At 36.8% G+C, this 26,388-nt stretch carries 25 protein-coding genes; 24 read left to right on the top strand and 1 reads right to left on the bottom strand.

Annotated features, from left to right (window positions below; translation table 11 throughout):
* Positions 1-182 precede the first annotated feature (182 nt).
* The 11 genes from ACTNDN_RS08135 (at position 183) to upp (ending at position 12,854) form a co-directional block, all read left to right on the top strand.
* Entirely contained in the window at positions 183-1,097 is a 915-nt protein-coding gene (locus ACTNDN_RS08135; RefSeq protein WP_031536729.1) for a proline dehydrogenase family protein, read from the top strand.
* 99 nt (positions 1,098-1,196) lie between these two features.
* Entirely contained in the window at positions 1,197-2,771 is a 1,575-nt protein-coding gene (gene pruA / locus ACTNDN_RS08130; RefSeq protein ID WP_441131057.1) for an L-glutamate gamma-semialdehyde dehydrogenase, read from the top strand.
* A gap of 291 nt (positions 2,772-3,062) precedes the next feature.
* Positions 3,063-4,736: a sigma-54 interaction domain-containing protein gene (locus ACTNDN_RS08125; RefSeq protein WP_441131056.1), complete on the top strand. Its 1,674-nt coding sequence runs from the start codon at positions 3,063-3,065 to the stop codon at positions 4,734-4,736.
* Positions 4,737-4,809: 73 nt separating this feature from the next.
* The gene (locus ACTNDN_RS08120; protein WP_048717523.1) at positions 4,810-5,265 is read left to right on the top strand and encodes a GNAT family N-acetyltransferase; all 456 of its coding nucleotides are present in this window, start codon (positions 4,810-4,812) and stop codon (positions 5,263-5,265) included.
* A gap of 173 nt (positions 5,266-5,438) precedes the next feature.
* Entirely contained in the window at positions 5,439-6,479 is a 1,041-nt protein-coding gene (locus tag ACTNDN_RS08115; protein ID WP_048717521.1) for an L-threonylcarbamoyladenylate synthase, read from the top strand.
* 104 nt (positions 6,480-6,583) lie between these two features.
* Positions 6,584-7,150, top strand: coding sequence for a manganese efflux pump (locus ACTNDN_RS08110; protein WP_109768637.1), 567 nt, complete (start codon positions 6,584-6,586; stop codon positions 7,148-7,150).
* 225 nt (positions 7,151-7,375) lie between these two features.
* Entirely contained in the window at positions 7,376-7,825 is a 450-nt protein-coding gene (locus tag ACTNDN_RS08105; protein ID WP_235252149.1) for a low molecular weight protein arginine phosphatase, read from the top strand.
* A 30-nt stretch (positions 7,826-7,855) separates the two neighbouring features.
* Entirely contained in the window at positions 7,856-9,157 is a 1,302-nt protein-coding gene (locus ACTNDN_RS08100; protein WP_109768639.1) for a methyl-accepting chemotaxis protein, read from the top strand.
* Between the two features lie 81 nt (positions 9,158-9,238).
* Complete coding sequence (locus tag ACTNDN_RS08095) at positions 9,239-9,811, top strand: TIGR01440 family protein (RefSeq protein WP_031536721.1); 573 nt, start codon at positions 9,239-9,241, stop codon at positions 9,809-9,811.
* Between the two features lie 937 nt (positions 9,812-10,748).
* A complete protein-coding gene (glyA, locus tag ACTNDN_RS08090; protein ID WP_109768640.1) occupies positions 10,749-11,990 on the top strand; it encodes a serine hydroxymethyltransferase in 1,242 nt (413 codons plus the stop codon).
* Positions 11,991-12,224: 234 nt separating this feature from the next.
* Complete coding sequence (upp, locus tag ACTNDN_RS08085; RefSeq protein ID WP_031536719.1) at positions 12,225-12,854, top strand: uracil phosphoribosyltransferase; 630 nt, start codon at positions 12,225-12,227, stop codon at positions 12,852-12,854.
* Positions 12,855-13,431: 577 nt separating this feature from the next.
* Here the strand turns inward: upp and ACTNDN_RS08080 are convergent.
* Entirely contained in the window at positions 13,432-13,812 is a 381-nt protein-coding gene (locus tag ACTNDN_RS08080; RefSeq protein ID WP_202908314.1) for a hypothetical protein, read from the bottom strand.
* 188 nt (positions 13,813-14,000) lie between these two features.
* Between ACTNDN_RS08080 and ACTNDN_RS08075 the strand changes: the two genes are divergently transcribed.
* From ACTNDN_RS08075 to murA, 13 genes are all read left to right on the top strand, one after another.
* On the top strand, positions 14,001-16,208 hold the full coding sequence (locus ACTNDN_RS08075) for a S8 family serine peptidase (RefSeq protein ID WP_441131055.1): 2,208 nt from the start codon (positions 14,001-14,003) through the stop codon (positions 16,206-16,208).
* A gap of 323 nt (positions 16,209-16,531) precedes the next feature.
* Complete coding sequence (locus ACTNDN_RS08070; RefSeq protein WP_031536717.1) at positions 16,532-16,927, top strand: ATP synthase subunit I; 396 nt, start codon at positions 16,532-16,534, stop codon at positions 16,925-16,927.
* A gap of 2 nt (positions 16,928-16,929) precedes the next feature.
* On the top strand, positions 16,930-17,643 hold the full coding sequence (gene atpB, locus ACTNDN_RS08065; protein WP_284561766.1) for a F0F1 ATP synthase subunit A: 714 nt from the start codon (positions 16,930-16,932) through the stop codon (positions 17,641-17,643).
* Positions 17,644-17,709: 66 nt separating this feature from the next.
* Complete coding sequence (atpE, locus tag ACTNDN_RS08060) at positions 17,710-17,916, top strand: F0F1 ATP synthase subunit C (protein WP_016204791.1); 207 nt, start codon at positions 17,710-17,712, stop codon at positions 17,914-17,916.
* A gap of 308 nt (positions 17,917-18,224) precedes the next feature.
* Positions 18,225-18,743, top strand: a complete 519-nt coding sequence (gene atpF, locus ACTNDN_RS08055; protein ID WP_048718912.1) for a F0F1 ATP synthase subunit B — start codon at positions 18,225-18,227, stop codon at positions 18,741-18,743.
* On the top strand, positions 18,740-19,276 hold the full coding sequence (locus ACTNDN_RS08050; RefSeq protein WP_154708605.1) for a F0F1 ATP synthase subunit delta: 537 nt from the start codon (positions 18,740-18,742) through the stop codon (positions 19,274-19,276). The genes atpF and ACTNDN_RS08050 overlap by 4 nt, the downstream gene beginning before the upstream one ends.
* Before the next feature lie 26 nt (positions 19,277-19,302).
* Positions 19,303-20,811 carry a F0F1 ATP synthase subunit alpha gene (atpA, locus tag ACTNDN_RS08045; RefSeq protein ID WP_031536713.1) on the top strand — a complete coding sequence of 503 codons (1,509 nt, stop codon included), beginning with the start codon at positions 19,303-19,305 and terminating at the stop codon, positions 20,809-20,811.
* Positions 20,812-20,844: 33 nt separating this feature from the next.
* Positions 20,845-21,705, top strand: coding sequence for an ATP synthase F1 subunit gamma (gene atpG, locus ACTNDN_RS08040; protein WP_031536712.1), 861 nt, complete (start codon positions 20,845-20,847; stop codon positions 21,703-21,705).
* A 73-nt stretch (positions 21,706-21,778) separates the two neighbouring features.
* Positions 21,779-23,194: a F0F1 ATP synthase subunit beta gene (atpD, locus tag ACTNDN_RS08035; protein WP_031536711.1), complete on the top strand. Its 1,416-nt coding sequence runs from the start codon at positions 21,779-21,781 to the stop codon at positions 23,192-23,194.
* A 20-nt stretch (positions 23,195-23,214) separates the two neighbouring features.
* Positions 23,215-23,622, top strand: coding sequence for a F0F1 ATP synthase subunit epsilon (locus ACTNDN_RS08030; RefSeq protein ID WP_031536710.1), 408 nt, complete (start codon positions 23,215-23,217; stop codon positions 23,620-23,622).
* Positions 23,623-23,794: 172 nt separating this feature from the next.
* A complete protein-coding gene (locus ACTNDN_RS08025) occupies positions 23,795-24,031 on the top strand; it encodes a DUF1146 family protein (protein WP_031536709.1) in 237 nt (78 codons plus the stop codon).
* A 203-nt stretch (positions 24,032-24,234) separates the two neighbouring features.
* Positions 24,235-24,984 carry a YwmB family TATA-box binding protein gene (locus ACTNDN_RS08020; RefSeq protein WP_154708603.1) on the top strand — a complete coding sequence of 250 codons (750 nt, stop codon included), beginning with the start codon at positions 24,235-24,237 and terminating at the stop codon, positions 24,982-24,984.
* A 33-nt stretch (positions 24,985-25,017) separates the two neighbouring features.
* Entirely contained in the window at positions 25,018-26,325 is a 1,308-nt protein-coding gene (gene murA / locus ACTNDN_RS08015; protein ID WP_031536707.1) for a UDP-N-acetylglucosamine 1-carboxyvinyltransferase, read from the top strand.
* Positions 26,326-26,388: the final 63 nt, after the last annotated feature.

Raw genomic sequence — 26,388 nt, 5'->3', positions numbered from 1 at the left:
AATGGACGGAATAAGTTTTTTGTAATACGCTTCCAGTATTTTGTTTAATCAAATAATAAAAATTTATCAGAAAATTATAGATTTTAAAGGAAGTCCTATTGTATAATCAAAGCATAAATTAAACACAAATGTACAGTGGGTAAATTTTAAACAAAAGTGTTCAAAAAAAGGGGCGCGTGATAATGGAACTTGCATGGAGAAATATGTTTCAGTCATTAGCAAAGAATAAATCCGCAAATAAACTAGCTCGCAAATATGGTTTACGCTTTGGAGCCAGACGATTCGTTTCTGGTGAATCTATTGTGGAAGCGATTTCGAAGGTCGCAGAATTAAACAAATCCGGCAGAGTAGTTACACTTGACCATCTGGGAGAATTCGTCTACACGAAAGAAGAAGCAAATGAATCAACCAGCATGTCTTTAAAAACGTTAGATGAAATTCATGCATCAGGGGTCCAATCTCATTTATCGGTGAAAATGACATCACTAGGATTAGATATTGATAAAGACCTATGTTTGAACAATATGCGGAAAATTGTTTCCCGTGCAAAGCAATACGGAAATTTTGTTCGTATCGATATGGAAGACTATGCTCATTGCCAAATAACAATCGATATTTATGAAGAGCTCCGTCGAGAATTTGAAAATGTGGGTTTAGTCATTCAAGCTTATTTGTATCGTACGGAAGAAGATATGAAACATTTAAATGAATTAAAGGCAAATTTACGCCTTGTTAAAGGGGCTTATAAAGAGTCGCCAGATGTTGCCTTTCCAGAGAAAAAAGACGTAGATGAAAATTATAAAAAAATCATTGAAATGCATATGCTAAATGGAAATTATGCAGCGGTTGCCAGCCATGATGAAAAAATTATTCAATTCACAAAAGAGCTTGCTAATAAGCATAGAATAGATAAAGACAAGTTTGAATTCCAAATGCTGTATGGCATATGTGAGGATTTGCAAAATAAGCTAGTGAAAGAAGGCTACAAAGTAAGAGTATATGTTCCATACGGAAAAGATTGGTTCGGCTATTTTATGAGAAGATTGGCCGAAAGACCAGCAAATGTATGGTTTGTTCTTAAAAATTTGTTTAAATAAGCAATGCTGTAAAGCGTGCTCCCTTTTATTTTTAAATGTTAACAGATAGAGAGAATGAAGGAAGAAGATCAACTCAATAAACGAAAAGGAGAAATGAACATGACAAACATTACGAGTATCCCAGCCTATAAAAATGAGCCATTTACTGATTTTACAAAGATTGAAAACCAACATGCACTAGAAGCGGCAATTCAAAAAGTAAAAGGAGAATTAGGAAAAACATATCCACTTGTAATCGGGAAAGATAAAATTAGGACAGAAGAAAAAACAGTCTCGATTAATCCAGCAAATGTCGATGAAGTAATTGGAGAAGTTAGCAAAGGGAATAAAGAATATGCAGAAAAAGCAATGCGAGAGGCATTACATACATTTGAGACATGGAAGAAAGTAAAAGCGTCAGAGCGTGCTGAGTATTTGTTTAAAGCGGCGAAATTAATGAGAGAAAGAAAGCATGAATTTTCCGCTTACTTAATCTTAGAGTCAGGGAAGAATTGGGCAGAAGCAGATGCAGATACAGCAGAAGCAATTGACTTCCTTGAGTTCTATGCAAGAGAAATGATTCGGCTAAGTGAAACATCGAAAAATCAGCCACTATACGCAACAGCTGGGGAAGTGGATAATAAAATTACGTATATTCCGCTTGGTGTTGGCATTGTCATTTCTCCATTTAACTTTCCGCTGGCTATTATGGCGGGAACAACAGTTGCTGGTGTAGTTTCAGGAAACACTGTTATCTTAAAGCCTTCCGATAATACGCCTGTTATAGCGGCAAAATTTGTTGAGTTAATGGAAGAGGTAGGATTACCAACGGGAGTCATTAATTACCTTCCAGGAGATAGCTTGGAAGTGGGCGAATATTTAGTAGAGCACCCAAAAACACGATTTATTTCCTTCACTGGTTCCCGAGCAGTAGGATGTCGGATTTATGAACGTGCATCTGTTGTGCAGCCTGGTCAAATTTGGTTAAAACGTATTGTTGCAGAAATGGGTGGAAAAGACGGCATCGTTGTTGATGAAACAGCAGATATTGACGCAGCAGCAGAAGCAATTGTGGCAGCGGCATTCGGTTTCCAAGGGCAGAAATGTTCAGCAGGCTCTAGAGCTATCATTGTTGATTCTGTATACGATCAAGTAGTGGAAAAGGTAGTGGCACGTACAAAGAATTTAACTATTGGTCTTCCAGAGGTAAACGCATCAGTAGGACCAGTTATTGATGAGAAAGCATTAAATAAAATATTAAGCTATATCGAAATTGGCAAAGGGGAAGGGAAATTAGTAGCAGGCGGATCCCGTGCACAAGGAAATGGCTATTTTATGGAACCGACTATTTTCGCTGACGTTCCTGCCGATGCTCGTATTATGAAAGAAGAAATTTTTGGACCGGTATTGGCTATTTGCAAAGTTCCTGATTGGAAAACAGGTATCGATGTATATAATGATACCGATTATGGATTAACAGGCTCCTTCTTTTCATCTAAAGAAGACAGAATCCAATATGCATTAGAAAATCAACATTGCGGCAACCTGTATATTAATAAAAAATGTACAGGAGCACTAGTAGGGGTACATCCATTCGGTGGTTTCAATATGAGCGGAACAGACTCTAAAGCAGGAGGATTCGACTATCTTCTACTCTTCACTCAAGCAAAATTAAGTACGAGAAAAGTAATGTAATAATAAAGAACAATTAAATAAGCGCTTAACAAGCTGTCTCCTTTAAAGAGAATCACAAGAATAGTACTAGAAAGAAGTAAAAAACTTCTGTGTATGAATCATTCACGTGCGACTCCCTTTAGGAGACAGCTTTTTTTGATACATTTCCCTCTTATTGGAAAGGCTGTTTTCTATATAATGGTTGATTTTTCAAAAGGCAAAATAAATTAATTAGGAATACGAAAAGAGCCATTGGAAAAAACGATTATTTAATGATAAATTATCAATAATAAGGAAAGAAAGGATTAAGCTATGTTTACCGATTCACAACTGGAGATAGAAACTTCGTTTATCTTCCTCTCAGACAATGAAAAAATCAGCAGACTAGCAGATGTGCTACTCGATTATTCCTATGCCGTTATCGAAAGTGAGCAGCTATATACGATTGGCAAAGAAGAGCAGTATCTTTTATCAGCAGGAGGTAAAAGTCAAACAATTAAAACATGGCTGCAGGCAAGTGGAATATTGCCATCAGCTGTTATTTCATGCGAGGAGATTAATAAAGAAGAGATCGATTGGATAAGACCCGTTATTATTAAGGAGGAAATGAATTATCGAGGGATTGTGACCGCTACTGCGAGAATTCGGACATTGCAAAGGGAAAATAGACATGTCACGACTTATTTTGAAACATTGGCAGAAACGGTTAATGACGCAGTTACAGCTGTAGATAGGAACGGAACGGTCTTCTACTGGAATAGTGCGGCAGAAGATACCTATCATATAAAAAAAGAAGCAATTATAGGCAAAAAAATTGGAGAGCATTTTGATTCAGAATCCATTCAATTACATAAGATTCTAAAAGAGGGCAATCCGATTAGAGGAACTTATCATCGGCCAAATGAACATACCCATGTATTAATTAACGCTTCCCCTGTTCTTGTTGAAAATGAAATAATTGGTGGTATTTCAACAGAACGGGATATAACCAAGCTCATTCGTTTAAATCAGGAGTTAGATTCGAATTCATCTTTATATGTACACAAAGGAGAGCCATTTTCCTCCATTCAATCTGAAAGCAAGGAGGTAAAAAGGGCAGTTGAAATTGCTCAAAAAGTAGCCTCGGCAGAGATACCAGTTCTGATTAACGGAGAAGCAGGCACAGGTAAGGAACAGCTAGCACAAGCTATTCATTATGGTGGATCTAAGAGGGGTAATCCGTTTGTATCTTTAAATTGTTCAACAGTTCCGAAGGACATAATCGAAATGGAGCTGTTTGGCAATCAGAAAATGACCTTTGATTCTAGAGATATAGAAGAAATGGAAGGAAAAATGGAGCAGGCAGAATCCGGAACATTATTTATTGAAGAAGTAGATAAAATGCCACTTCCTGTTCAGGAAAAACTTCTATATTATATGACAAATCAATCTTTTGCTAGAGTTGGAGGAGAACAGCAGAAAAAAACGGCAACAAGATTAATCCTATCTTCTACCCAGCCTTTAGGGGAGTTAGTAAGGAAAGGGCTGTTTAATGAAAAGCTCTATTATCAAATTAGTATTATTCATATTGAAATTCCACCACTCCGAAATCGGAAAGAGGATATACCCGTTTTAGTTAGCGATTGCATGAAAATGTATAGCGAAAAACACAATAAAAAAGTAGTCAAAATAAATGATCAAGCATTGCATATTCTGTGTGCATATGATTGGCCAGGCAATATAAAAGAACTAAATAATGTAATAGAGCACAGTGTATTGGTAAGTGAAGACAAAAACGAAATAATGCTGGAACATATCCCTGCTGAAATTGTAGAAAAGTATAAAGTTTCAATTCGAGGAGAAAAAGGGAAAAAGGAAGAGGATGAAATACAGCGCATAGAAGAGGCACTCAAAAAAACGTATGGAAATAAGAGTGCTGCAGCTACATTGTTAGGAATCTCCAGAGGAACTTTATATAACAAAATAAAAGAGTTTGGTTTAAAGTAAGAAAATCTAGCATTTTTTTTGTACCCTTTTCATAGTAATAGAATAAATACTAGATGAAGAGGTGGCGGGTAAAATGCATATTATTAGAAAAGCTGAAACAACAGATATAGAAAAAATTGCTGATTTTTTAAATAAAGCAGAAGTGAAAGTAGAAGGATTAGAAGAATGGCTTGATTACTTTTTGCTAATGGAAACAGAAGGGAATCAAGCGCTTATTGGAACAATCGGGATAGAGCCGTTTGAAAAAGTAGGTTTGCTTCGTTCGATGATACTTTCCAAGGGAGAGGTAGAAGATATTTTATTTTTAATTCAGCAAGCTCTAAAATTAGCAAAAGAAAAAGAGATGGATGCTATCTATTGCAGTGTTACAAATCAGCATTCTATTCAATTATTCCAGCTATTAGGGTTTCAGAGGATAGACATGGATGATATTCCACAGATATTGAAAGAGTCGAATGGCGTAAAAAGCGTTTTTACTGTTGATAAGTCCCATTTCATGTATATTCCTATGAGTATTGTGGATAAATAGCATAAGTTATCCACTTTTTCATACTATTTATTCACAATTTGTGGACAAATCAAATTTTTATCCCCATTTAATGAGATGCTTGTCCTTTTCAGCAAATGATGGTATTGTCGAAAAATGGGGAATTAAAAGCGATTTTGAAGAAGAAATATTAGAATTGAAAAAGGTGGATAAAAATGAAGACAATTTATTGGTCGGTGGATAAAAATGTGGATAAGGAAGAAAGTTATTCACAAATACAACAAGCTGCTGATCTTTTGAAAAAAAATGAGGTCGTTGCGTTTCCGACAGAAACAGTTTATGGATTAGGCGGAAATGCAAAGGAAGATTCAGCTATTACAAAAATATTTGCTGCTAAAGGAAGACCGTCCGATAATCCGCTTATCATACATATTGCAAAACGAGCGCAATTAAATGAATTAGTAGAAAAGGTGCCAGTTACAGCAGAAAAATTAATGGATGCTTTTTGGCCTGGTCCACTAACTATTATTTTTGAAAAGAAGCAAGGGATGCTTTCAGAGATTGCCACTGCTGGTTTATCCACAGTAGGGGTTCGGATGCCTGATCACGCTGTTGCTTTACGAATTATTGAAGAATCTGGTTTGCCAATTGCTGCTCCTAGTGCTAACCGTTCTGGAAAACCGAGTCCGACAAAAGCATCTCATGTAAAAGAGGATTTAGATTCATATATCGCCGGAATAGTCGATGGCGGTCCAACGGGAGTAGGAGTTGAATCAACGGTTGTCGATTGTACGGAGGAAACAGTCGTTATTCTCCGTCCAGGTGGTATTACGAAGCAACAGCTGGAAAATATTGTGGGAGAAGTAAGAATGGATCAGGCGCTGACTAATAAGGAAATTAAGCCGAAATCTCCTGGAATGAAATATACCCATTATGCACCGAATGCACCATTGTTTTTAGTAGACGGTTCAAAGGAGAAAATTCAATTATTAGTAGAAGAAGAAAAACAAAAAGGACATAAAGTAGGTGTTCTTACTACGGCAGAAAATAGAGAGTATTATCAAGCTGATTTTATTTATGCTTGTGGAAAACGGGCTGATTTATCCACCGTAGCTACAGAGCTTTATGACGGTTTGCGGAGCTTTGATCATAAGCAAGTAGATATCATTTTTGGGGAGATGTTTCCAGCAGAGGGTGTTGGACAAGCGATTATGAATAGACTAATGAAAGCTGCTTCCCATCAAGTAATTAAATAAAGTTTCGAAAAAATTTTTTCATCTGTAAATATTGCAGAATCCCACTTCTAAATGAACTTGGACGTGCATAATCTCTAATTAGCAAGTCCAAGGGGGCCAAAAAAATGTCTGCAATTGTGGGAGAACTATTTACACTTATTTTAATGGCATTTGCTTTAGGTATGGATGCATTTTCTGTTGGGCTCGGAATGGGGATGTTTCAACTAAGATTAAAGCAAATCGCAAAAATCGGCTTAGTGATTGGAATCTTTCATGTATTTATGCCGCTGCTTGGTATGATTACAGGGAAACTTCTTTCGGAAAACTTTAGTGAAATAGCCGGATATATAGGTGGAGCTTTGCTTGTTTTATTAGGAATTCAAATGATCTGGACTGGATTTAAAGAAGTGGAGACCAGCCGAATTACACCGGTTGGCTTTGGGTTAGTTCTGTTTGCAGTCAGTGTGAGCTTGGACAGCTTCTCTGTTGGTTTAAGTCTAGGAATATACCAGGCAAGAACAGTAGTTGTGCTGCTTTGCTTTGGAATTAGTGCGATGGTGTTGACCTGGCTAGGATTACTAATCGGCAGGAAAGTAAAGGGCTGGTTAGGTTCCTATGGAGAAATGCTTGGAGGGGCAATCCTTCTTGTATTTGGAATTAAGCTATTAATTAGTTTTACAGCTGTATTTTGATAGGAAAAGTGGCTTTCATCAAATGATGGGAGCCGCTTTTTAAATAATTTTTGATGTTATAAACAAACTTTCTGAAAACTACATTTAACTTTCAAAATATTAACAAGAGACAAATGCTAAAAATGTACTAGTTTTCTCCGATAAAAGAACAGTGTTTCACTATAAGTAAATAGAAATTTTAGGTAAATTGGTCTATAATAAAGACATATAAAAGGAGGATAAGTGATGATTCGTGTATTGTTTGTTTGTACAGGTAACACGTGTAGAAGTCCGATGGCTGAGGCTATTTTAAGGCATAAATTCTCTTCTGATGTGGAAGTAAAATCAGCTGGTGTTTATGCAATAGATGGAAATGCTGCTTCTTTGCAAGCACAAGAAGTTTTGACTGAAAAGGGAATCCAGCATAGTCATTCTTCTGCTGTGGTAACAAAAGAGTTAATTGATTGGGCGACATATATTTTTACCATGACGAATGGACATAAAAATATGCTTACGTCTGCATATCCATCCTCTATTGAGAAAACGTTTACGATAAAAGAATTTGCAGAGGATGATCCAAATGGTGATGTTAGTGATCCATTTGGGGGATCTATTTCCATGTATCGAGAAACCTATCAGGAATTAGAAAAGCTGATTGATAAAACAATGGAAAAAATAAGAAATAGTGAGTGGTAAGGTGCTTTTTATTTACAAGGGGGAAAAAGAGTGGGAACCAAGGTGCATTATAAGTTTAGTTTAAGAAAAAAGCTGGCATTATTTATTACAATCTTAGCGATAATTACCTATTCAACAAGTGCTTTTTGTATGTATATCATTTATCCGGCGATTGAAAGTAAAATAGCTATTAGTTCGGCTTTTTTTAACATTGTCACCTTATTATTAGGGGTATTTTGGTCTGGTTTTTTAGGCTTTTTAGCAGCTGGTTTTATTATTAAACCTTTAAAAAGACTCGAACAGGGTGCGTTAAAAGCAGCTCATGGGGATATTATCCAAGATGTTGAAGTATCAAAATCAGATGACGAAATCAAATCTTTAGGTTTAGCTTTTAATCATATGCTTTTAAATTTACGAGAAATGGTCCAAAGCATTGAAAATAACTTTAATAAAACAAATGAAACCGTAAAAATGATTTCTGCTGAATCTGAAAATGCGCTCGAGCACACACTAGCTATTTCTAGTTCGGTTGGAGAAATTGCTGGCGGTGCTGAAGTATCAGCACAAAGTGTACAAGCTTCAGCGGAGTCTATTGAAGAATCCATGAATATCGCTCTTACAGTAGAAGAAAAAGCGAATATGTCCAAAACGATTTCAGAACAAATGTCAGAAAAATTAGTTCAGACAAATAAGGTCGTTCATTCTTTAGTGGAAGGAATGAAGGATTTGGCAGTGGAGAATACGAATTCCCTAAAGTCAGTGCAAAACTTAGAAATACATTCCAAGGAAATAGAAGAGGTATTGAAGCTTGTTGGAGAAATCGCCTCACAGACAAATTTATTAGCATTAAATGCTTCTATTGAAGCTGCGCGCGCAGGTGAACATGGTGCAGGGTTTAGTGTTGTTGCAGAAGAAGTAAGAAGACTTGCTGATGAAAGTGCTAAAGCAGTAGATGGAATTGCAGACATTATCAGTAATATGCAAGCAGAGGTTAAAAATGTTGTTGAGCAAATTACAAAGCAAGTAGAGGATGCTCAGGAGAAAGCGGAAAATGGAGAGAAGACAAGCCTCATTTTCAGTGAGATGAATGAGACAACAAATAATATGGTCTACGCTACAGCTAATATTACGGAGTTGATTCATCAGCAGAAAGAGCAGATATATGATACTACACAGCAATCGCAAGAAGTGGCAGCAATTGCAGAAGAAACAGCTGCAGGAGCACAACAGGTAACGAATATTACAGAAAGTCAAACAGCACTTATTCGCAAAGTAGATAGCTTAGCATTAGAATTGCAAGAGCATGCAAAAGAGCTGCAGCAAACAATCTGCCGATTCCAAATTAAAGAATAGATTACTTGTACTCAAAATATCTTTGTGCAATGATGGATATAGTAAAAAGAAATGTAGGTAACTTGAAAAGGAGTGTTTTATATGAATGAGGAAACACTTAAGCTAAAGGAACAGTTACAAACGATTCTAAAAGAATATCAAGAACAGGCACAGCTTGGAGAACATCATTTATTTGTGATTGGGTGCAGTACAAGTGAAGTAATCGGTCAAAAAATAGGAACTGCAGGAACTGTGGATGTTGCTTCACTTATTTTCGAAGAATGTCAGAATTATCAGCAGCAATCTGGAGTCTCCCTTGCTTTTCAATGCTGTGAACATTTAAATCGAGCATTAGTAGTAGAGAGAAAAGTAATGCATTCAAGAAATCTGCCAGAGGTATCGGTTGTGCCAGTTCGGCATGCAGGTGGAGCAATGGCGACCTTCGCATTCGGACACATGGAGGATCCGGTTGTAGTTGAGTTCATTCAGGCTGATGGCGGAATAGATATTGGCGACACATTTATTGGCATGCATGTAAAGCATGTTGCAGTGCCAATACGAACGTCCCTTAAAGACCTTGGCAATGCACATGTTACACTTGCAAAGTCACGGCCGAAATTAATTGGCGGTCCGAGAGCGGTATATGAGAAAACGAAAGAAAATCTTTCTTGTTAATTAGCGTGGAAAAACCAATAAAATTCCTTGTTTGATTGGAGGAATTTTATTGGTTTTTTTATATTAATGGGTTGTCAGCTGAGAGCTTTTAGATTGCTAAAAGCCGTGATGAAAAGGATGTTTGAGCAGGTTTGTTTGTGCTGTTTAGACAGGAATGCTGGGGAGGGGAACAAGGAGTTGTCTCTGAGCCGCAAAAGGAAGAAAAGAAGCTAGGAAGGTAACAGAGAAAGCATCTCTGTAACAAATAAGGAAGAAAAATAGTCAGAAAAGTAACCGAGAAATCCCCCTCTATCAATAAAATAAAACCAAACGAGAAGGAAAGTTCTTTAAAAAAGTTCAACGAAATTGTCGTCCTTATACACCCCCCAGAGGATGACTGGAGGGCACTGAAAAAGTCTAGTTCTCCAAATAAAATGAGGTTTTATTTATTTGAAAGCGAATAATAAGTTGGTTTGGAGAGGTGTCCGCTTGACTCCTATGGGAGCAGCGAGAAAGTCCGAGACCCTGCAGGAGCGTGAGCTGTGAAGCGGCTCGGCGCTCGCCCCAATGAGTCATGTGGTCACCTCGGAAAATAATTTACACATCTAAGTTTAAAAGGCGGTTACGACCAAGCATCAATAGCTATCAGTTTTTCAGTGGTCTCGGATGACTGTGTTATTGTTAAATAATATTTTTTGCGAATAAAATAAGTTCTAGTAACTCAGAAATTTATTTTTTCTACTGGTTCACTTTACTAATATAGTAGATGAATATATGTTTTTCTGTTGTTTTTAATAAATATAAGATAATTCATTTAAAAACAACACTAAAAACCGAACAAAAATAAAAATATTATCGTAATAATTCGTAAATTAACTCTTTCTTTTTAAAATATATACATGATAGAATAGAGGCAGATTTACGGTGGAATAGAGAGAATAGTCGGGAGGATTTACATATGAAGCATTTAGCGGAGCAAGACGAACTTGTTTTTAAAGCAATACAGCAAGAATTAGGTCGCCAAAGAGCGAAAATTGAATTGATTGCGTCAGAAAACTTTGTAAGTGAAGCGGTAATGGAAGCGCAAGGATCTGTATTAACAAATAAATATGCAGAGGGATATCCTGCCAAACGTTATTACGGCGGATGTGAATATGTAGATATTGTGGAAGATATTGCTCGTGACCGTGCGAAAGAAATCTTCGGTGCGGAACATGTGAACGTGCAGCCTCATTCAGGAGCACAAGCAAATATGGCCGTTTATTTTACTATTTTAGAACATGGTGATACTGTGTTGGGAATGAACTTGTCTCATGGTGGACATTTAACACATGGAAGCCCTGTTAACTTTAGCGGTATTCAATATAATTTTATTGAGTATGGAGTAGATAAAGAGACACATTATATTAATTATGAAGATGTTCGAGAAAAAGCATTAGCACATAAGCCTAAATTAATCGTTGCTGGAGCAAGTGCATATCCTCGTGAAATTGATTTTGCGAAATTCCGTGAGATTGCTGATGAAGTTGGAGCATACTTAATGGTGGATATGGCTCATATCGCTGGCTTAGTCGCAGCAGGGCTACATCAAAATCCTGTTCCTTATGCTGACTTTGTAACAACAACTACACATAAAACATTGCGTGGACCTCGTGGTGGAATGATCCTTTGTAAAGAAGAATTTGCGAAGAAAATCGATAAATCAATCTTTCCTGGAATTCAAGGTGGTCCATTAATGCATGTAATCGCAGCGAAAGCAGTTGCTTTTGGAGAAGTGCTTCAAGCGGATTTTAAAGAGTATGCAGAAAATATTATTGCAAATGCAAAACGATTAGCAAGTGGTCTACAAAAAGAGGGATTAAACTTAGTATCAAATGGAACGGATAATCATTTACTATTAGTTGACCTACAATCTTTAGGATTATCTGGAAAAGTGGCGGAGCAAGTATTAGACGAAGTGGGGATCACTGTTAATAAAAATACGATTCCATACGACCCTGCAAGTCCATTTGTAACAAGTGGAATCCGCATTGGAACAGCAGCTGTAACATCTCGTGGCTTTGGTTTAGAAGATATGGATGAAATTGCATCTATTATCGGTTTTACACTTAAAAACCATGAAAATGGTGAGAAGTTAGCGGAGGCAGCTCAAAGAGTAACGACATTAACTAGCAAATTCGAATTGTATAAACAATTATAATTAGAAGAGGACAATCATCAAGGGGGAATACGACCTAATGATTGTCCTCTTTTCTTAAGCTCGGTTTTTTTCTTGGATTTTAGGGAAAACTATCATAAAATTTTTGAATTTAGAAAAGGATTTCAGTTGATTCGCCAAAATTTTTTCTGTAGAATGAATAGAAGTGTGTTAACGAAGTATCCTGTCGAAAAAAGAGGATATTTATACTAATAATGAAGGAACGGAGTGAATGTTGTGGCAAAGGTATATGTATTTGATCACCCACTTATTCAGCATAAACTTACATACATTAGAGAAACCCAAACAGGTACAAAGGAATTTAGAGAGCTAGTAGATGAAGTAGCAACATTAATGGCTTTTGAAATTACTCGTGATATGCCATTAGAGGAAATTGATATCGAAACACCAGTTAGCAAAATGAAATCTAAAGTGCTTTCTGGTAAAAAACTAGGGATTGTTCCTATCTTGCGTGCTGGTATCGGGATGGTGGACGGGGTTTTAAAATTAATCCCTGCTGCTAAAGTTGGACATATTGGATTATACCGTGATCCTAAAACATTAAAACCAGTCGAATACTATGTAAAGTTACCTTCCGATGTAGAAGAAAGAGACTTTATCGTAGTGGATCCAATGCTTGCGACAGGTGGTTCTGCCATTGAAGCAATTCACTCTTTAAAAAACAGAGGCGGAAAAAACATTAAATTTATGTGCTTAATTGCTGCTCCTGAAGGTGTGGAAGCATTAAAAGAAGCTCATCCAGATGTGGATATCTACATTGCTGCACTTGATGAGAAGTTAAATGAAAAAGGTTATATTGTTCCAGGTCTTGGAGACGCTGGTGACAGATTATTTGGGACAAAATAATCGTGCCAAAAAATGCTCGGGCTAAAATAGCAAAGGATTCCGTTTTGAGGTGCTTTTCTTAAAATGTGTAGCGATTTGATAGTAGCTTTGGCATCGTTATTGGTATATAAAATGGGAAACTCGCCATTGGAATTGGCGAGTTTCTTTATTTGGAATATAAAATCCTTATATAAAGCCTCACCACTTACTTTTGGTATGGTTCACCGTAATGCATTAAATGAGAATCTTTTGGACTCACTCCCTTTTTACTAAGATGTTTTGTCCTGAATCGAGTAACCGGCAAAAGGAAAATAAGCGGAATTTTTCGGATAAATGCATGATAGTGCTTGTTTCGGCGTAAATAAGGGGAGTTTTTCCGATTAGGCAAAGCAAAATCTCCCTTTTTCGCATTATTCGAGTCAATAGGCGGAATCTTTCCGTCTATTTAAGCCTTTTTTAATAATAATTACTAAATAAGCGAAATTCTTCCGTCTATTTTTCAACTTAGATGCTTTGCCTTATACCCCAACCGATAAGTTCGGGTCCTCTCGAACACTCGATAAATAAGGGAAAAGACTTGCAAGCTTCTTAGTGGGCTTCAAGGTTTTAAAGTAGATAAAAAGACAAATAAACATAAGAGAAAAGCAATGAATGATAATGGCGTCATGATAAACCTTTCTTTCTTACTTTGAGACAGTAGATTAATTACTGTATTTAAACCAAGGTATAAGGTAATAACACAGACTAATATGTTTGTTGGTAAAAAATGAAAGGTGGTTAACACATTTGTATGTGTTAGAAAAATCAAACTAATAAAAAAGAGAATGATAGCATTTAATATACTCAAAATCCGCAATTTTTTTGGTAGAACCTTATGAGAACCACCCATCACATACTCTCCTAATGGATAACTAACTGAAAGTAATACTTGAAAAATTGCTACGATAATGGCTGATAGATGGACAAACCCCATTTCCATACAGAACTTTTCCATCAAACTTTATAAAAAAGCAGTATTTCCTTTTTTAATTTATATTCATCTTGAAAGAAATTATTAGTATTGGCATTTGTCTGTGTGAGAAAAGTCACACCTGATTTCATTGAATACATAAAATAACAACTTGCGGTCAGAATAAAAAGCATAATGATTTGCAAGGGGTGATTGGCATGATAAAAAGAACACTTGGAATACTCCTCATTTTCCCACTATTCATATCCTATACAACATTAGCTGCATCCTTAAAAACTCCAGACTTACCCTCGCAAAATCCAAACGAATTACAAATTGCCATTGTGCATACGAAGACTAATTATACCGAACAAGAAATAGATGAGCTCCTTAAGGAATACCCTCATTTAGAAAGAAAATTTATATTTACAGAAGTATTCCATGGTTTTTCGGTAGAAGGCCCACTACGGGAACTGGAAAAGTTAAAACAAAGCGAAAGCGTAAATCAGGTATCAAAGGTTCAAACATATATGGCAGAAGCAGATGACCCTGTTGAAATTATAGGAGCAGATGAAATAAGAAATTCCTTAGGAAAATCATTAGAGCATCTAAGTGGCAAAGGAATAAAGGTAGGTGTCATAGATACAGGAATAGACTATCAGCATTCCGATTTACAGAAGAACTATAAGGAAGGCTATGATTTTGTAGATAAGGACCAGGATCCGATGGAAACAAAGGGATTAGGCAGGAGAGATACTTTTCATGGTACACATGTCGCTGGGATTATTGCAGCAGATGGAAAGATGAAAGGTGTAGCTCCTAATGCGACTATTTATGCCTATAGAGCACTAGGTCCGGGGGGCTCTGGAACAACAGAGCAAATATTGGCTGCGATTGATAGAGCTGTAAGAGATAAAGTAGATATTATTAACCTCTCATTAGGCAGTGATGTAAATGGTCCAGATTTGCCGATTAGTCTTGCCTTAAATGAGGTAGTGAAGAAGGGGATTATTGCCGTTGCGGCTGCTGGGAATGCAGGTCCAGCAGAATGGACGGTTGGTTCTCCAGGTACAGCCTCTAAAGCTATTTCAGTTGGAGCCTCCACTCCTAATATATATACACCTTTTATCCTTATAAATGATCATAAAATCCCTTTAACCAATATGGAAAATAGTGAAAAATGGGCAGATACAGGCTCTGTTCACTTAGTAAGTGGTGGAATAGGGAAGAAAAATCAATTAACCGATGTAAAAGGAAAACTTGTATTAATGGAAAGAGGCGAACTAACCTTTACAGAAAAAGTGCAAAACGCATATGAAATGGGAGCGATTGGTGTACTTATATACAACAACATAGAAGGACCTTTTCAAGGGATGCTAGAAAAAGAAGTAGCTATACCAGTGGCAGGAATTACGAAGGCAGAGGGAGAATTTATAAAGGAGTCTATTCGTAAAAAAGAAACATATTTAACAATAGTAAAAAAATGGGAAAAAGATATATTGGCAGATTTTAGCTCTAGAGGCCCTGTTACAAGAACTTGGGAAATTAAACCAGATGTGCTTGCGCCAGGAGTAGTGATAAATAGCACAGTCCCTAATGGTTATATGTCATTACAAGGGACAAGTATGGCAGCGCCCTTTGTTGCGGGAGCTTGTGCATTGTTATTAGAGGCACATCCAGACTGGGGTCCAGAAGAAGTGAAAGCATCTTTAATGAATACAGCAAAGCCGGTCAAAAATAGACAAAATGTGACATATAAAGTATATGAACAAGGGGCAGGTCGAATTCAAGTTGATAAAGCGATAAAAGCTAATGTTCTAATTACGCCTGGAAGTATTCGTTTTGGTAAATACAAATTGGTGAAAGAACAAAACCAATATAAGGCGTACATTACGGTTAAAAATGTCGGTGATAATATGGAGAAAATATCCTTTGATTTTCCAAAAGGAAAAAGGGGGATTAGCTGGCGATTGCCTCTTTCATTTACACTAAAACCGGGTCAGAAGAAAAATGTCCCAATTATAATGAATATTGACAGTAATCTTTTTAATGAAAAACTTCAAGATGGTATAATTAAGGTAAGGGCCGGTGAGCAATTAATAAAACTTCCTTATTTATATGTACTAGAGGAACCCGACTATCCTAGAATTATGGGATTTGATCTCCTTAAAAAGACTGGAGAAAATAGTTATGAATATGAGACGTATTTACCGACAGGCGCTGAAGAATTTGGAATAGCTCTTTTTCGGGAAGATACATTACAATTTATTCAGTTTTTAGATTGGAAAAAAGAAGTGAAAAGAGGACGGTTAAAAGGGGTATTTAGTGTTGGAGATTTGGACGAAACAGGAAACTATCGAATCAAAGTTTTTGCGAAAAAAGCCGGAAAAGAGGACATGCTTGAAAAAATGTTGAAAATAAAATAAGCTATAAGTTAGAGATTGTTAAAAGGTGAGCAATGAATTTTTTTTTTGTATTTAAATGCATTGACATTGACAATACCCTATTGTATGCTTACAAGGGGTATGAATAGGTTTTCACCCGCGGAGTATCAAGATTTTAACACAGAGATAGTGTTAATAGAGTTAACGGGCAAAAGTGAATTTTACTAGTTTGTCTTTGGAAATTGAAGATAAATTATCTGGATTGACACCCGTAAAATGATACAAAAGGAATGTGCTTTTTCTCTGCTTCGCTTTATTTTTCGCGGGTTTAGAGTGATGCCCTGAAAATAAAGGAGGATAGAGATTTGGAACAATTATTTGAGATATACATAAGGGTTAAAAAATATCTTTATTTCTTTTTATCATTTTGTGCATTTGCTTGGGCGCTTACCCCCTATCAATCTGTTTTTCTTGGTCTCTTCGTCGGAACGAGTGCCAGTGTATTCAATCTCACCTTATTGGTTAGAAGAGCAAAGGTATTTGATAAAGCCATTGAAGATGAAGGGAAGGTTTATGGTTTAGGAACTCTTTCTCGAATGGCGACAGCAGTAATTGTTTGCTTAATTGCCGTAGAATATCCACAAAAAGTTCACTTAATAAGTGTTGTAATTGGATTGATGACAGCTTATATTGTCATTATGGCAGATTATTTAGTGCGTTATTTTATTTTACATAAGAATGGTGAGAAAAGAGGTGAGTAATATTGCATCATGAAGCACCGATTCATGAACACTTTGGGTTATATTTTAACTATTCCAATGTTTTAATGATTGTTGTATCAAGTTTAATTGTGTTTTTAATCGCATTTTTCCTTACTCGAAATCTTCAAATGAAGCCAACTGGCAGACAAAATTTGATGGAGTGGATAATGGACTTTGTCCGAAATATTATTAAGAATAACATGGATTGGAAAGATGGTGGAAGATTTCACGTATTAGGGATCACCCTTCTTATGTACATCTTTATTTCCAACATGTTAGGACTGCCTTTCGCTATTACAGTGGATCATACGCTTTGGTGGAAATCCCCAACTGCCGATCCTGGTATAACCTTAACGTTGGCAATTATGGTAGTGGGTTTAACTCATTACTACGGTGTCAAAATGCGTGGTACAAAAGGATACTTTAGGGAGTATGTACAGCCAGTAGGATTTTTACTACCATTAAAAATTGTCGAAGAATTCTCTAATACACTCACACTTGGTCTTCGTTTATACGGAAACATTTTTGCGGGTGAGGTTCTACTAGACTTACTAGTGAATAGCTTAGCTAAGACAAATATTATTGGTACAATAGCTGCCTTCCCATTAACAATGGTATGGCAAGGGTTCTCTATTTTTATCGGAAGTATCCAAGCTTTTATTTTCACTTTATTAACAATGGTTTATATGGCTCATAAAGTAAGTCAGGACCATTAATATATATACCCAGTTCAGAAAATGGACAAACTTTATAATAATTACAATTTAGGGAGGATTTTAATAATGGGTTCATTAGCAGCAGCAATTGCAATTGGTTTAGCAGCACTAGGTGCAGGTTTAGGTAACGGATTAATCGTTTCTCGTACAGTAGAAGGGATTGCTCGTCAACCAGAAGCAAGAGGTATGCTTCAATCAACAATGTTTATCGGGGTTGCGTTCGTAGAGGCGATTCCTATCATGGCGGTTGTTATCGCATTTATGGTTCTTTAATAGATTTAGAATAAATTATTCCTTAGTTATGGCGAAGATCATTCGATAAGAACCTTCGCCATTCCTTTATTTAAAACCAACAATTCACAAAAAAGGGCTGTTTTCTTGAAGATGGTTGTTATTTCAATAGAAATACTAACTATTAGGGAAGACAAAGCAGCCTACAATACAATACTCAATTTGAGTATATTGATAGCTAAAAATTGTTCCTATTATTTTATAAATAAGCATATTCACCTTTTTTCCATAAGCGAATAAAGGTTTCCTGTATGTGATAAAACACATTACCTGAAAGGAGTGAATCAAGCGTGTTCACAAATGGATTAGTATTAGGTGCCGTAATGAATTTCGCGGGCGGCGACGTAGCTGTTCAATTAGGATCTTTCTTATTATTATTGTGGGCAATCAAAAAGTTTGCTTGGGGTCCTTTAATGAAAATAATGAAGGATCGCGAGGAATTTGTTGCAAATGAAATAGATAATGCAGAGAAAAGCAGACTAGAAGCTGCCAAACTATTAGAAGAACAAAGAGCGTTATTGAAAGAAGCGCGTACTGACGCACAAGAATTAATCGATAGAGCTAAACAACAAGCAGATGCTCAAAGAGAAACAATCATTGACGATGCTAGAAAAGATGCTGAACGATTAAAAAATGCTGCTTTAGTAGAAATTGAGCAACAAAAAGAAAAAGCTGTTGCAACAATTCGCGATCAGGTTACTTCTCTTTCTGTTTTAATCGCTTCTAAAGTGATCGAAAAAGAATTAAATGAGCAAGATCAAGAAAAATTAATTCATGATTACATTCAAGAGGTAGGCGAGAAACGATGATGGATACAGGTGTTGCTAAGCGTTATGCTTTAGCCCTTTTCCAAATCGCCAAAGAAAACGGACAGATAGATCAATTGGATGAAGAAGTTCGCATAGTGAAATCACTTTTAACCTCTTCGCCAGACATTCATACATTTCTACAATCTCCTAATATCTCATTAGAAAAGAAAAAAGAAATGGTGAAAGTAGCATTTGCTTCAGCAAGTGAGTATATACAAAATCTTTTGATGCTACTGATTGATCGCCATCGGGAAGAGATGATTACTAGTATTTGTGATCAATTTATTGCTTTTGTAAATGAAGCAAAAGGGGTTGCAGACGCAAAAGTATATTCCATCAAACCGTTAACTATGGATGAGAAAAGAGCTATTTCAGCTACTTTCGCTGCAAAAGTTGGGAAAATATCGCTAAATATTGAAAATATCATTGATTCTAACCTATTAGGTGGAATTAAAGTAAGAATAGGTAATCAAATATTTGATGGTAGTCTTCAAGGGAAGCTAAACCGTCTACAACGACAATTATTAGGATAGTAATTCTTTAGATAGGGGTGAAACGCATGAGCATCAAAGCGGAAGAAATCAGTGCTCTTATAAAAAAGCAAATTGAAAGTTACCAATCAGAAGTTCAAGTAAGCGAAGTTGGTACGGTAATTAATATTGGTGATGGTATCGCTCGTGTACATGGCCTGGATAACTGTATGGCTGGGGAGCTTGTTGAATTTTCTAATGGAGTAATGGGCTTAGCTCAAAACTTAGAAGAAAGCAATGTAGGTATCATTATTCTTGGTCCTTACACAGATATTCGCGAAGGCGATGAAGTTCGTCGTACAGGAAGAATCATGGAAGTTCCAGTAGGAGATGCGTTAATCGGACGCGTAGTTAATCCTTTAGGACAACCAGTAGATGGACTAGGAGCAATTAATTCAACAAAAACACGTCCAATCGAATTTTTAGCACCTGGCGTTATGGATCGTAAATCTGTAAGCGAGCCGCTTCAAACAGGTATTAAAGCGATTGACGCATTAGTGCCAATCGGTCGTGGACAACGTGAATTAATTATCGGTGACCGTCAAACTGGTAAAACATCTGTTGCGATTGATACCATCCTTAACCAAGCAGACCAAGATATGGTATGTATCTACGTTGCGATTGGACAAAAGGAATCAACTGTACGTAACGCGGTAGAAACACTACGTAAAAATGGTGCATTAGATTACACAATCGTTGTCACAGCTTCTGCTTCTCAACCAGCACCACTACTATACTTAGCTCCATATGCTGGTGTAGCAATGGGTGAAGAATTTATGTATAACGGTAAGCATGTTTTAATCGTATATGATGATTTAACAAAACAAGCATCCGCTTATCGTGAATTGTCCCTATTACTTCGTCGTCCTCCAGGTCGTGAAGCATATCCAGGGGATGTATTCTACTTGCATTCTCGTCTTCTTGAGCGTGCTGCTAAATTAAGCGACGCAAAAGGTGGAGGTTCTATTACGGCTCTTCCATTTATTGAAACACAAGCAGGGGACGTTTCTGCTTATATTCCAACAAACGTAATTTCGATTACAGATGGACAAATTTTCTTACAATCGGATTTATTCTTCTCTGGTGTACGCCCAGCGATAAATGCAGGTTTATCTGTTTCCCGTGTTGGTGGTTCTGCACAAATCAAAGCAATGAAAAAGGTTGCAGGAACATTGCGTCTGGACCTTGCATCATTCCGTGAGCTAGAATCATTTGCTCAATTTGGCTCTGATTTAGATAAAGCGACACAAGATAAATTAAATCGTGGTGCTCGCACAGTAGAAGTATTGAAGCAAGATCTTAATAAACCGTTAAAAGTAGAAAAACAGGTTGCGATTCTATATGCCCTAACACGTGGTCACTTAGATGATATTCCTGTTACTGATATTAGACGTTTCGAAGAAGAATTCTTAAATTGGCTAGATCACAATCATACAAATGTGGTAGAACAGATTGTTTCAACAAAAGATCTTCCATCTGATGATGATATGACAGCAGCAATTAACGATTTCAAAAAAACGTTTGTAGCTTCTGAATAAGAAGGCAAACTTAAAGATTGGTGGTGAGAATCTTTGGCATCTTTACGTGATATAAAAGCTCGTATTGAATCAACTAAAAAGACTAGCCAAATTACGAAAGCCATGCAAATGGTATATTCGGCTAAAATGAATAGAGCAGTTATTAATGTAAAAGCATTTATTCCGTATATGTCTAAAATGGAAGAAGTGACACATTCAGTAGCGCTCGGCAGCTCAGGCGTTAGCCATCCAATGCTTCAAACGCGTCCTGTTAAAAAAACATGCTATCTTGTCATCACTTCCGAACGCGGACTGGCAGGGGCATACAACAGTAACGTACTTAGAAAATTGAATCAAACAATTAATGAGCGACATCAATCAAAAGAGGAGTATGCCATTATTGTCATTGGAAGAATCGGTAGAGATTTCCTATTAAAACAAGGACATAATGTCATCTTGGATGTAGTTGGAATACCAGACCTACCAGATTTCCTAGATATTAAAGATGTAACAAGTAAAGCAGTAGGCATGTTTGATGATGGTACTTTTGATGAGCTCAATGTTTATTACAGTCATTATGTAAGTGCAATTCAACAGGATGTAGTAGAGAAGAAGGTTCTTCCTTTAACGGATATGGATGCTACGAATACTACATTGACATCATATGAATTTGAGCCATCAGCAGAAGAGATTCTTGATGTGCTATTACCGCAGTATGCAGAGAGTCTTCTATACGGTGCTTTACTAGATAGTAAGGCAAGTGAGCATTCTGCACGTATGACTGCGATGAAGAATTCTACTGATAATGCGAAAGAATTAATAGGTGAATTAAGTCTACAGTACAACCGTGCAAGACAAGCTGCGATTACACAAGAGATTACAGAAATCGTTGGTGGAGCTGCAGCGTTAGAATAACGATGATTAATAAGTTCTGCTTGACGTAAGGTTTAGCAGAACCTGCTTTTAAGAAAGTTTAGGAGGGAAAATAATGAGCACAGGACGAATTCTTCAAGTTATGGGACCAGTTGTTGACGTGAAGTTCGATGGAGGAAGTCTGCCTGACATTAACAACGCATTAAGAGTTGTTCCAGGTCCAAATAGTACTTCTAACGTAGAATTAACACTTGAAGTGGCCCTTCATTTAGGTGATAACACAGTTCGAGCTATTGCAATGTCTTCTACTGATGGCGTTACAAGAGGCTCAGAGGTTATAGATACTGGAAAATCTATTTCTGTTCCTGTTGGTGATGTTACGTTAGGTCGTGTATTTAATGTTTTAGGAGAAACCATTGATTTAGATTCCGAAATTCCAGCGAGTGCTAGACGTGATTCTATTCATAGAGAAGCTCCTAAGTTTGAACAATTATCAACACAAGTAGAAATTTTAGAAACAGGTATTAAAGTAGTAGACTTATTAGCACCTTATATTAAAGGTGGTAAAATTGGTCTATTTGGTGGAGCCGGTGTAGGTAAAACCGTTTTAATTCAGGAATTAATTAATAACATCGCTCAAGAGCATGGTGGTATTTCTGTATTCGCAGGTGTTGGAGAACGGACACGTGAAGGAAACGACCTTTACCATGAAATGACAGATTCTGGCGTTATTAAGAAAACAGCAATGGTGTTCGGACAAATGAACGAGCCACCAGGTGCTCGTATGCGTGTTGCCTTAACAGGATTAACAATGGCAGAATATTTCCGTGATGAACAAGGACAAGACGTTCTATTCTTCATTGATAACATCTTCCGCTTTACACAAGCTGGTTCTGAGGTTTCTGCATTGCTTGGCCGTATGCCATCAGCGGTTGGTTATCAGCCGACGTTAGCAACAGAAATGGGTAGATTACAAGAACGTATTACTTCAACAAATGTAGGTTCTGTAACATCTATCCAAGCTATCTATGTACCAGCGGATGACTATACAGATCCAGCGCCAGCTACAACATTTGCTCACTTGGATGCAACAACAAACCTTGAGCGTAAATTAACAGAGATGGGTATTTACCCAGCAGTAGATCCACTTGCTTCTACTTCTCGTGCCCTTTCTCCTGAAATTGTTGGCGAAGAGCACTATAATGTAGCAAGAAGTGTACAATCTACACTACAACGATATAGAGAGCTTCAAGATATCATTAGTATCCTAGGTATGGACGAGCTAAGTGACGAAGATAAATTAATCGTTCACCGTGCAAGAAGAATCCAATTCTTCTTATCTCAAAACTTCCATGTAGCGGAGCAATTTACAGGTCAGAAAGGTTCTTATGTACCTGTAAAAGAAACCGTAAAAGGATTTAAAGATATTCTTGATGGAAAATATGATCATCTTCCAGAGGATGCGTTCCGCTTAGTTGGACGTATCGAAGAAGCAATTGAAAAAGCGAAATCTATGGGTGTGGAAGTATAAACTAATCAGGAGGGGTAGTAATGAAGACGATTAAAGTCAATGTAGTAACTCCTGATGGCCCGGTGCATGAATCAGATGTAGATATGGTGATCGCAAAAGCAGAAAGTGGAGAGCTTGGAATTTTAGCAGGACATATTCCGATGGTTGCTCCACTGAAAATAGGAGCTGTTCATTTGAAAAAAGGTTCAGATTCTGAATATCTAGCGGTGAATGGTGGAATTTTAGAAGTTCGCCCGGATCAGGTGACAGTACTTGCTCAATCTGCTGAATTAGCGGAAGAAATTGATTATGATCGTGCCTTACGTGCTAAGGAGCGCGCAGAACAAAGATTACATGCTCAGAAGTCAGAGCATGTAGACTTTAGACGTGCAGAACTTGCTCTTCAACGTGCAATGAATCGTATATCCATTGTTGAGAAAAAATACTAAAAAGTCCCTAAGGGGGCTTTTTTTAATCTGTGGAGTGCTTTGAAAAAGAGAATATCAAGCTGTGGTTAAACAGACAAAAAATCAAAAAAATACCTGAATCAAAAGTGAAACCTTTTGATAGGTAAATACGTCAAATAATAGTTGAATCTGAAAGGATAGATTGGAGGAAAAAATGATTGATGCTTTTGGACAACAGGCATTACTAAGTATATTAATACATATCGTGTTTATAGCTCTTTCGTGGTGGGCATTACAGTCACTAAACTTCGAGAAATTTCTTCGTAAAAATCGAGTTTTCCAGGCAAGAGTATTGTATGTATTATTAGCCATTATTATGGGTTCGATTGTCAGTAACTTTTTACTAGACTACTTAAGTTGGTCACAACAATTACCATTAATATTGAATTAATTACCAAAAATAGAAACAATTAATAAGAAAAGATAGGTCTTCATACATGTTTTCATTGCTTCGTTTTTTCAGTAAAATTCATTTTGTGTGCTTAAATAGTTTGTTCCTTGGTTAATGTTTTATTCATGTCAAAAAGTGACGATTAATCACTAGTATGCAATTCTTCTCTCTGGAAACAATGGTAGTATGGGGGAGGAATTGAAATGAAGATAAATAAAACATTAATTATTATAATAATTATAATTGGTTTGGCTTGCCTAACATTTGGGAATAACATCACTATCGCGAGAACAAAGTCAGATTTAATAACAATAAATGAAATTTTACAAAAACAAGAAAACGTAGCAATAAATGAATGGTCTCTGCATGCAAGAGAAAGGCTGGATAATGTTACAAGTATAGAAGATGCAAAAGCATATCAGTCAAAATTGAAAAAAGTTTTCCCAAATGGTGACTGGGTAGAAACGAAAACACATCAAAACTGGCAAGCAAAAATGATCGTTCCATCCAGTAACCAAACGGAAGAAAGTATTATTATAACCACTTCTTTAACAACTAATACCGTTCAATCATATATTATTTATGAGGTGAGAGGGAAAAAGTTAGAGGATAAAGAAATGAAAAGGTTAGATATGGAAATTAACGAAAAAATTTCTAACATATTTCGTGGGGAACCGACAATTTTCTCTTGTATTAAAGGCGAATTCAGTGATAAGATGAATGGGACTTTGCCTTATAAAGTTAACCAATTGCTAAATGCATTTCAAGCAAAAGAAGTAGAGGCGTTGGAAGAGGATGATTTTATATCCACCTCCGCTTATTCGCCCTTATTTGAAGAACGAATTGATAATAGCGAAAAGGAAATGAACGTACAAATAGGATTGAGAACACAAGATATGGGAGGAAAAACTACGTTCGTAGTTGGCACACCCATCATAACGATTGAATATTAATATAGAGATATTGGACGCGGAGGGGAATAGACTTTGGATAAAATCATCGTCCGCGGCGGAAAAAGGTTAAATGGAACGGTTAAAGTGGAAGGCGCAAAAAATGCCGTTTTGCCTGTGATCGCCGCTACATTATTAGCAAGTGATGGAAAAAGTATAATTAAATCAGTTCCGACTCTTTCAGATGTATATACGATTAATGAAGTATTAAGATATTTGAATGCAGATGTACATTTTGAAAATGGTGAAGTAACCGTTGATGCATCAAGGGACTTAAGTGTGGAAGCACCATTTGAATATGTACGAAAAATGCGTGCATCTGTTTTAGTTATGGGATCATTGTTAGCTAGAAATGGCCATGCAAGAGTAGCATTACCTGGAGGTTGTGCAATTGGCTCAAGACCAATTGATCAGCATCTTAAAGGCTTTGAAGCAATGGGAGCAAAGGTTCAGGTTGGTAATGGATTTATCGAAGCTTCAGTAGAAGGCCGTTTACAAGGAGCAAAAATCTATCTTGATTTTCCAAGTGTAGGTGCTACTGAAAATATTATGATGGCTGCTTCCTTAGCAGAAGGTACAACAATTTTAGAAAATGTAGCAAAAGAACCAGAAATTGTGGATTTAGCAAACTTCCTAAATAAAATGGGAGCAAAAGTAAGAGGTGCAGGTACTGGAACAATTCGTATCGAAGGTGTGGAAGTGCTACATGGTACAGAACATACTATTATTCCTGACAGAATCGAAGCTGGTACATTCTTAATTGCTGCTGCTATCACTGGCGGAAATGTACTTGTACAGGGTGCAGTTCCTGAGCATTTATCTTCTTTAATTGCAAAAATGGAAGAGATGGGTGTTATCTTCAAAGAAGAAGAAGATGGTATTCGTGTTGTTAGTGCTGAGAATTTAAAAGCTGTAGACATTAAAACAATGCCTCATCCTGGATTCCCAACAGATATGCAATCACAAATGATGGCATTACTTCTTCGTGCAAAAGGAACAAGTATGATTACGGAAACAGTTTTCGAAAATCGCTTTATGCATGTAGAAGAATTCAGACGCATGAATGGCGATGTGAAAATTGAAGGTCGTTCAGTTGTAATGAACGGACCAACTAATCTGCAAGGAGCAGAAGTAGCTGCTACAGATTTGCGTGCCGCTGCTGCTCTGATTTTATCTGGACTTGTAGCTGATGGTATCACGCGCGTTACAGAGCTTAAGCATTTAGATCGTGGCTATGTAAATTTCCATCAGAAATTAGCTGCCTTAGGTGCTGATATCGAAAGAATTACGGAAGAAAGTGAATTAACATTAACTGCAAGCTATGTTGCGGATTTAAATGCATAAAACAAAGGGCAAACTTTATTTATCGTTTACGTTCAGATAAATAAAGTTTGTTTTTTTGTGGGC

Source organism: Niallia sp. HCP3S3_B10 (genome assembly GCF_052064465.1).
Taxonomy (GTDB): domain Bacteria; phylum Bacillota; class Bacilli; order Bacillales; family Cytobacillaceae; genus Niallia; species Niallia hominis.
The sequence above is the reverse complement of the archived record's forward strand: the minus strand, read 5'-3'. Positions and strand labels throughout refer to the sequence as shown.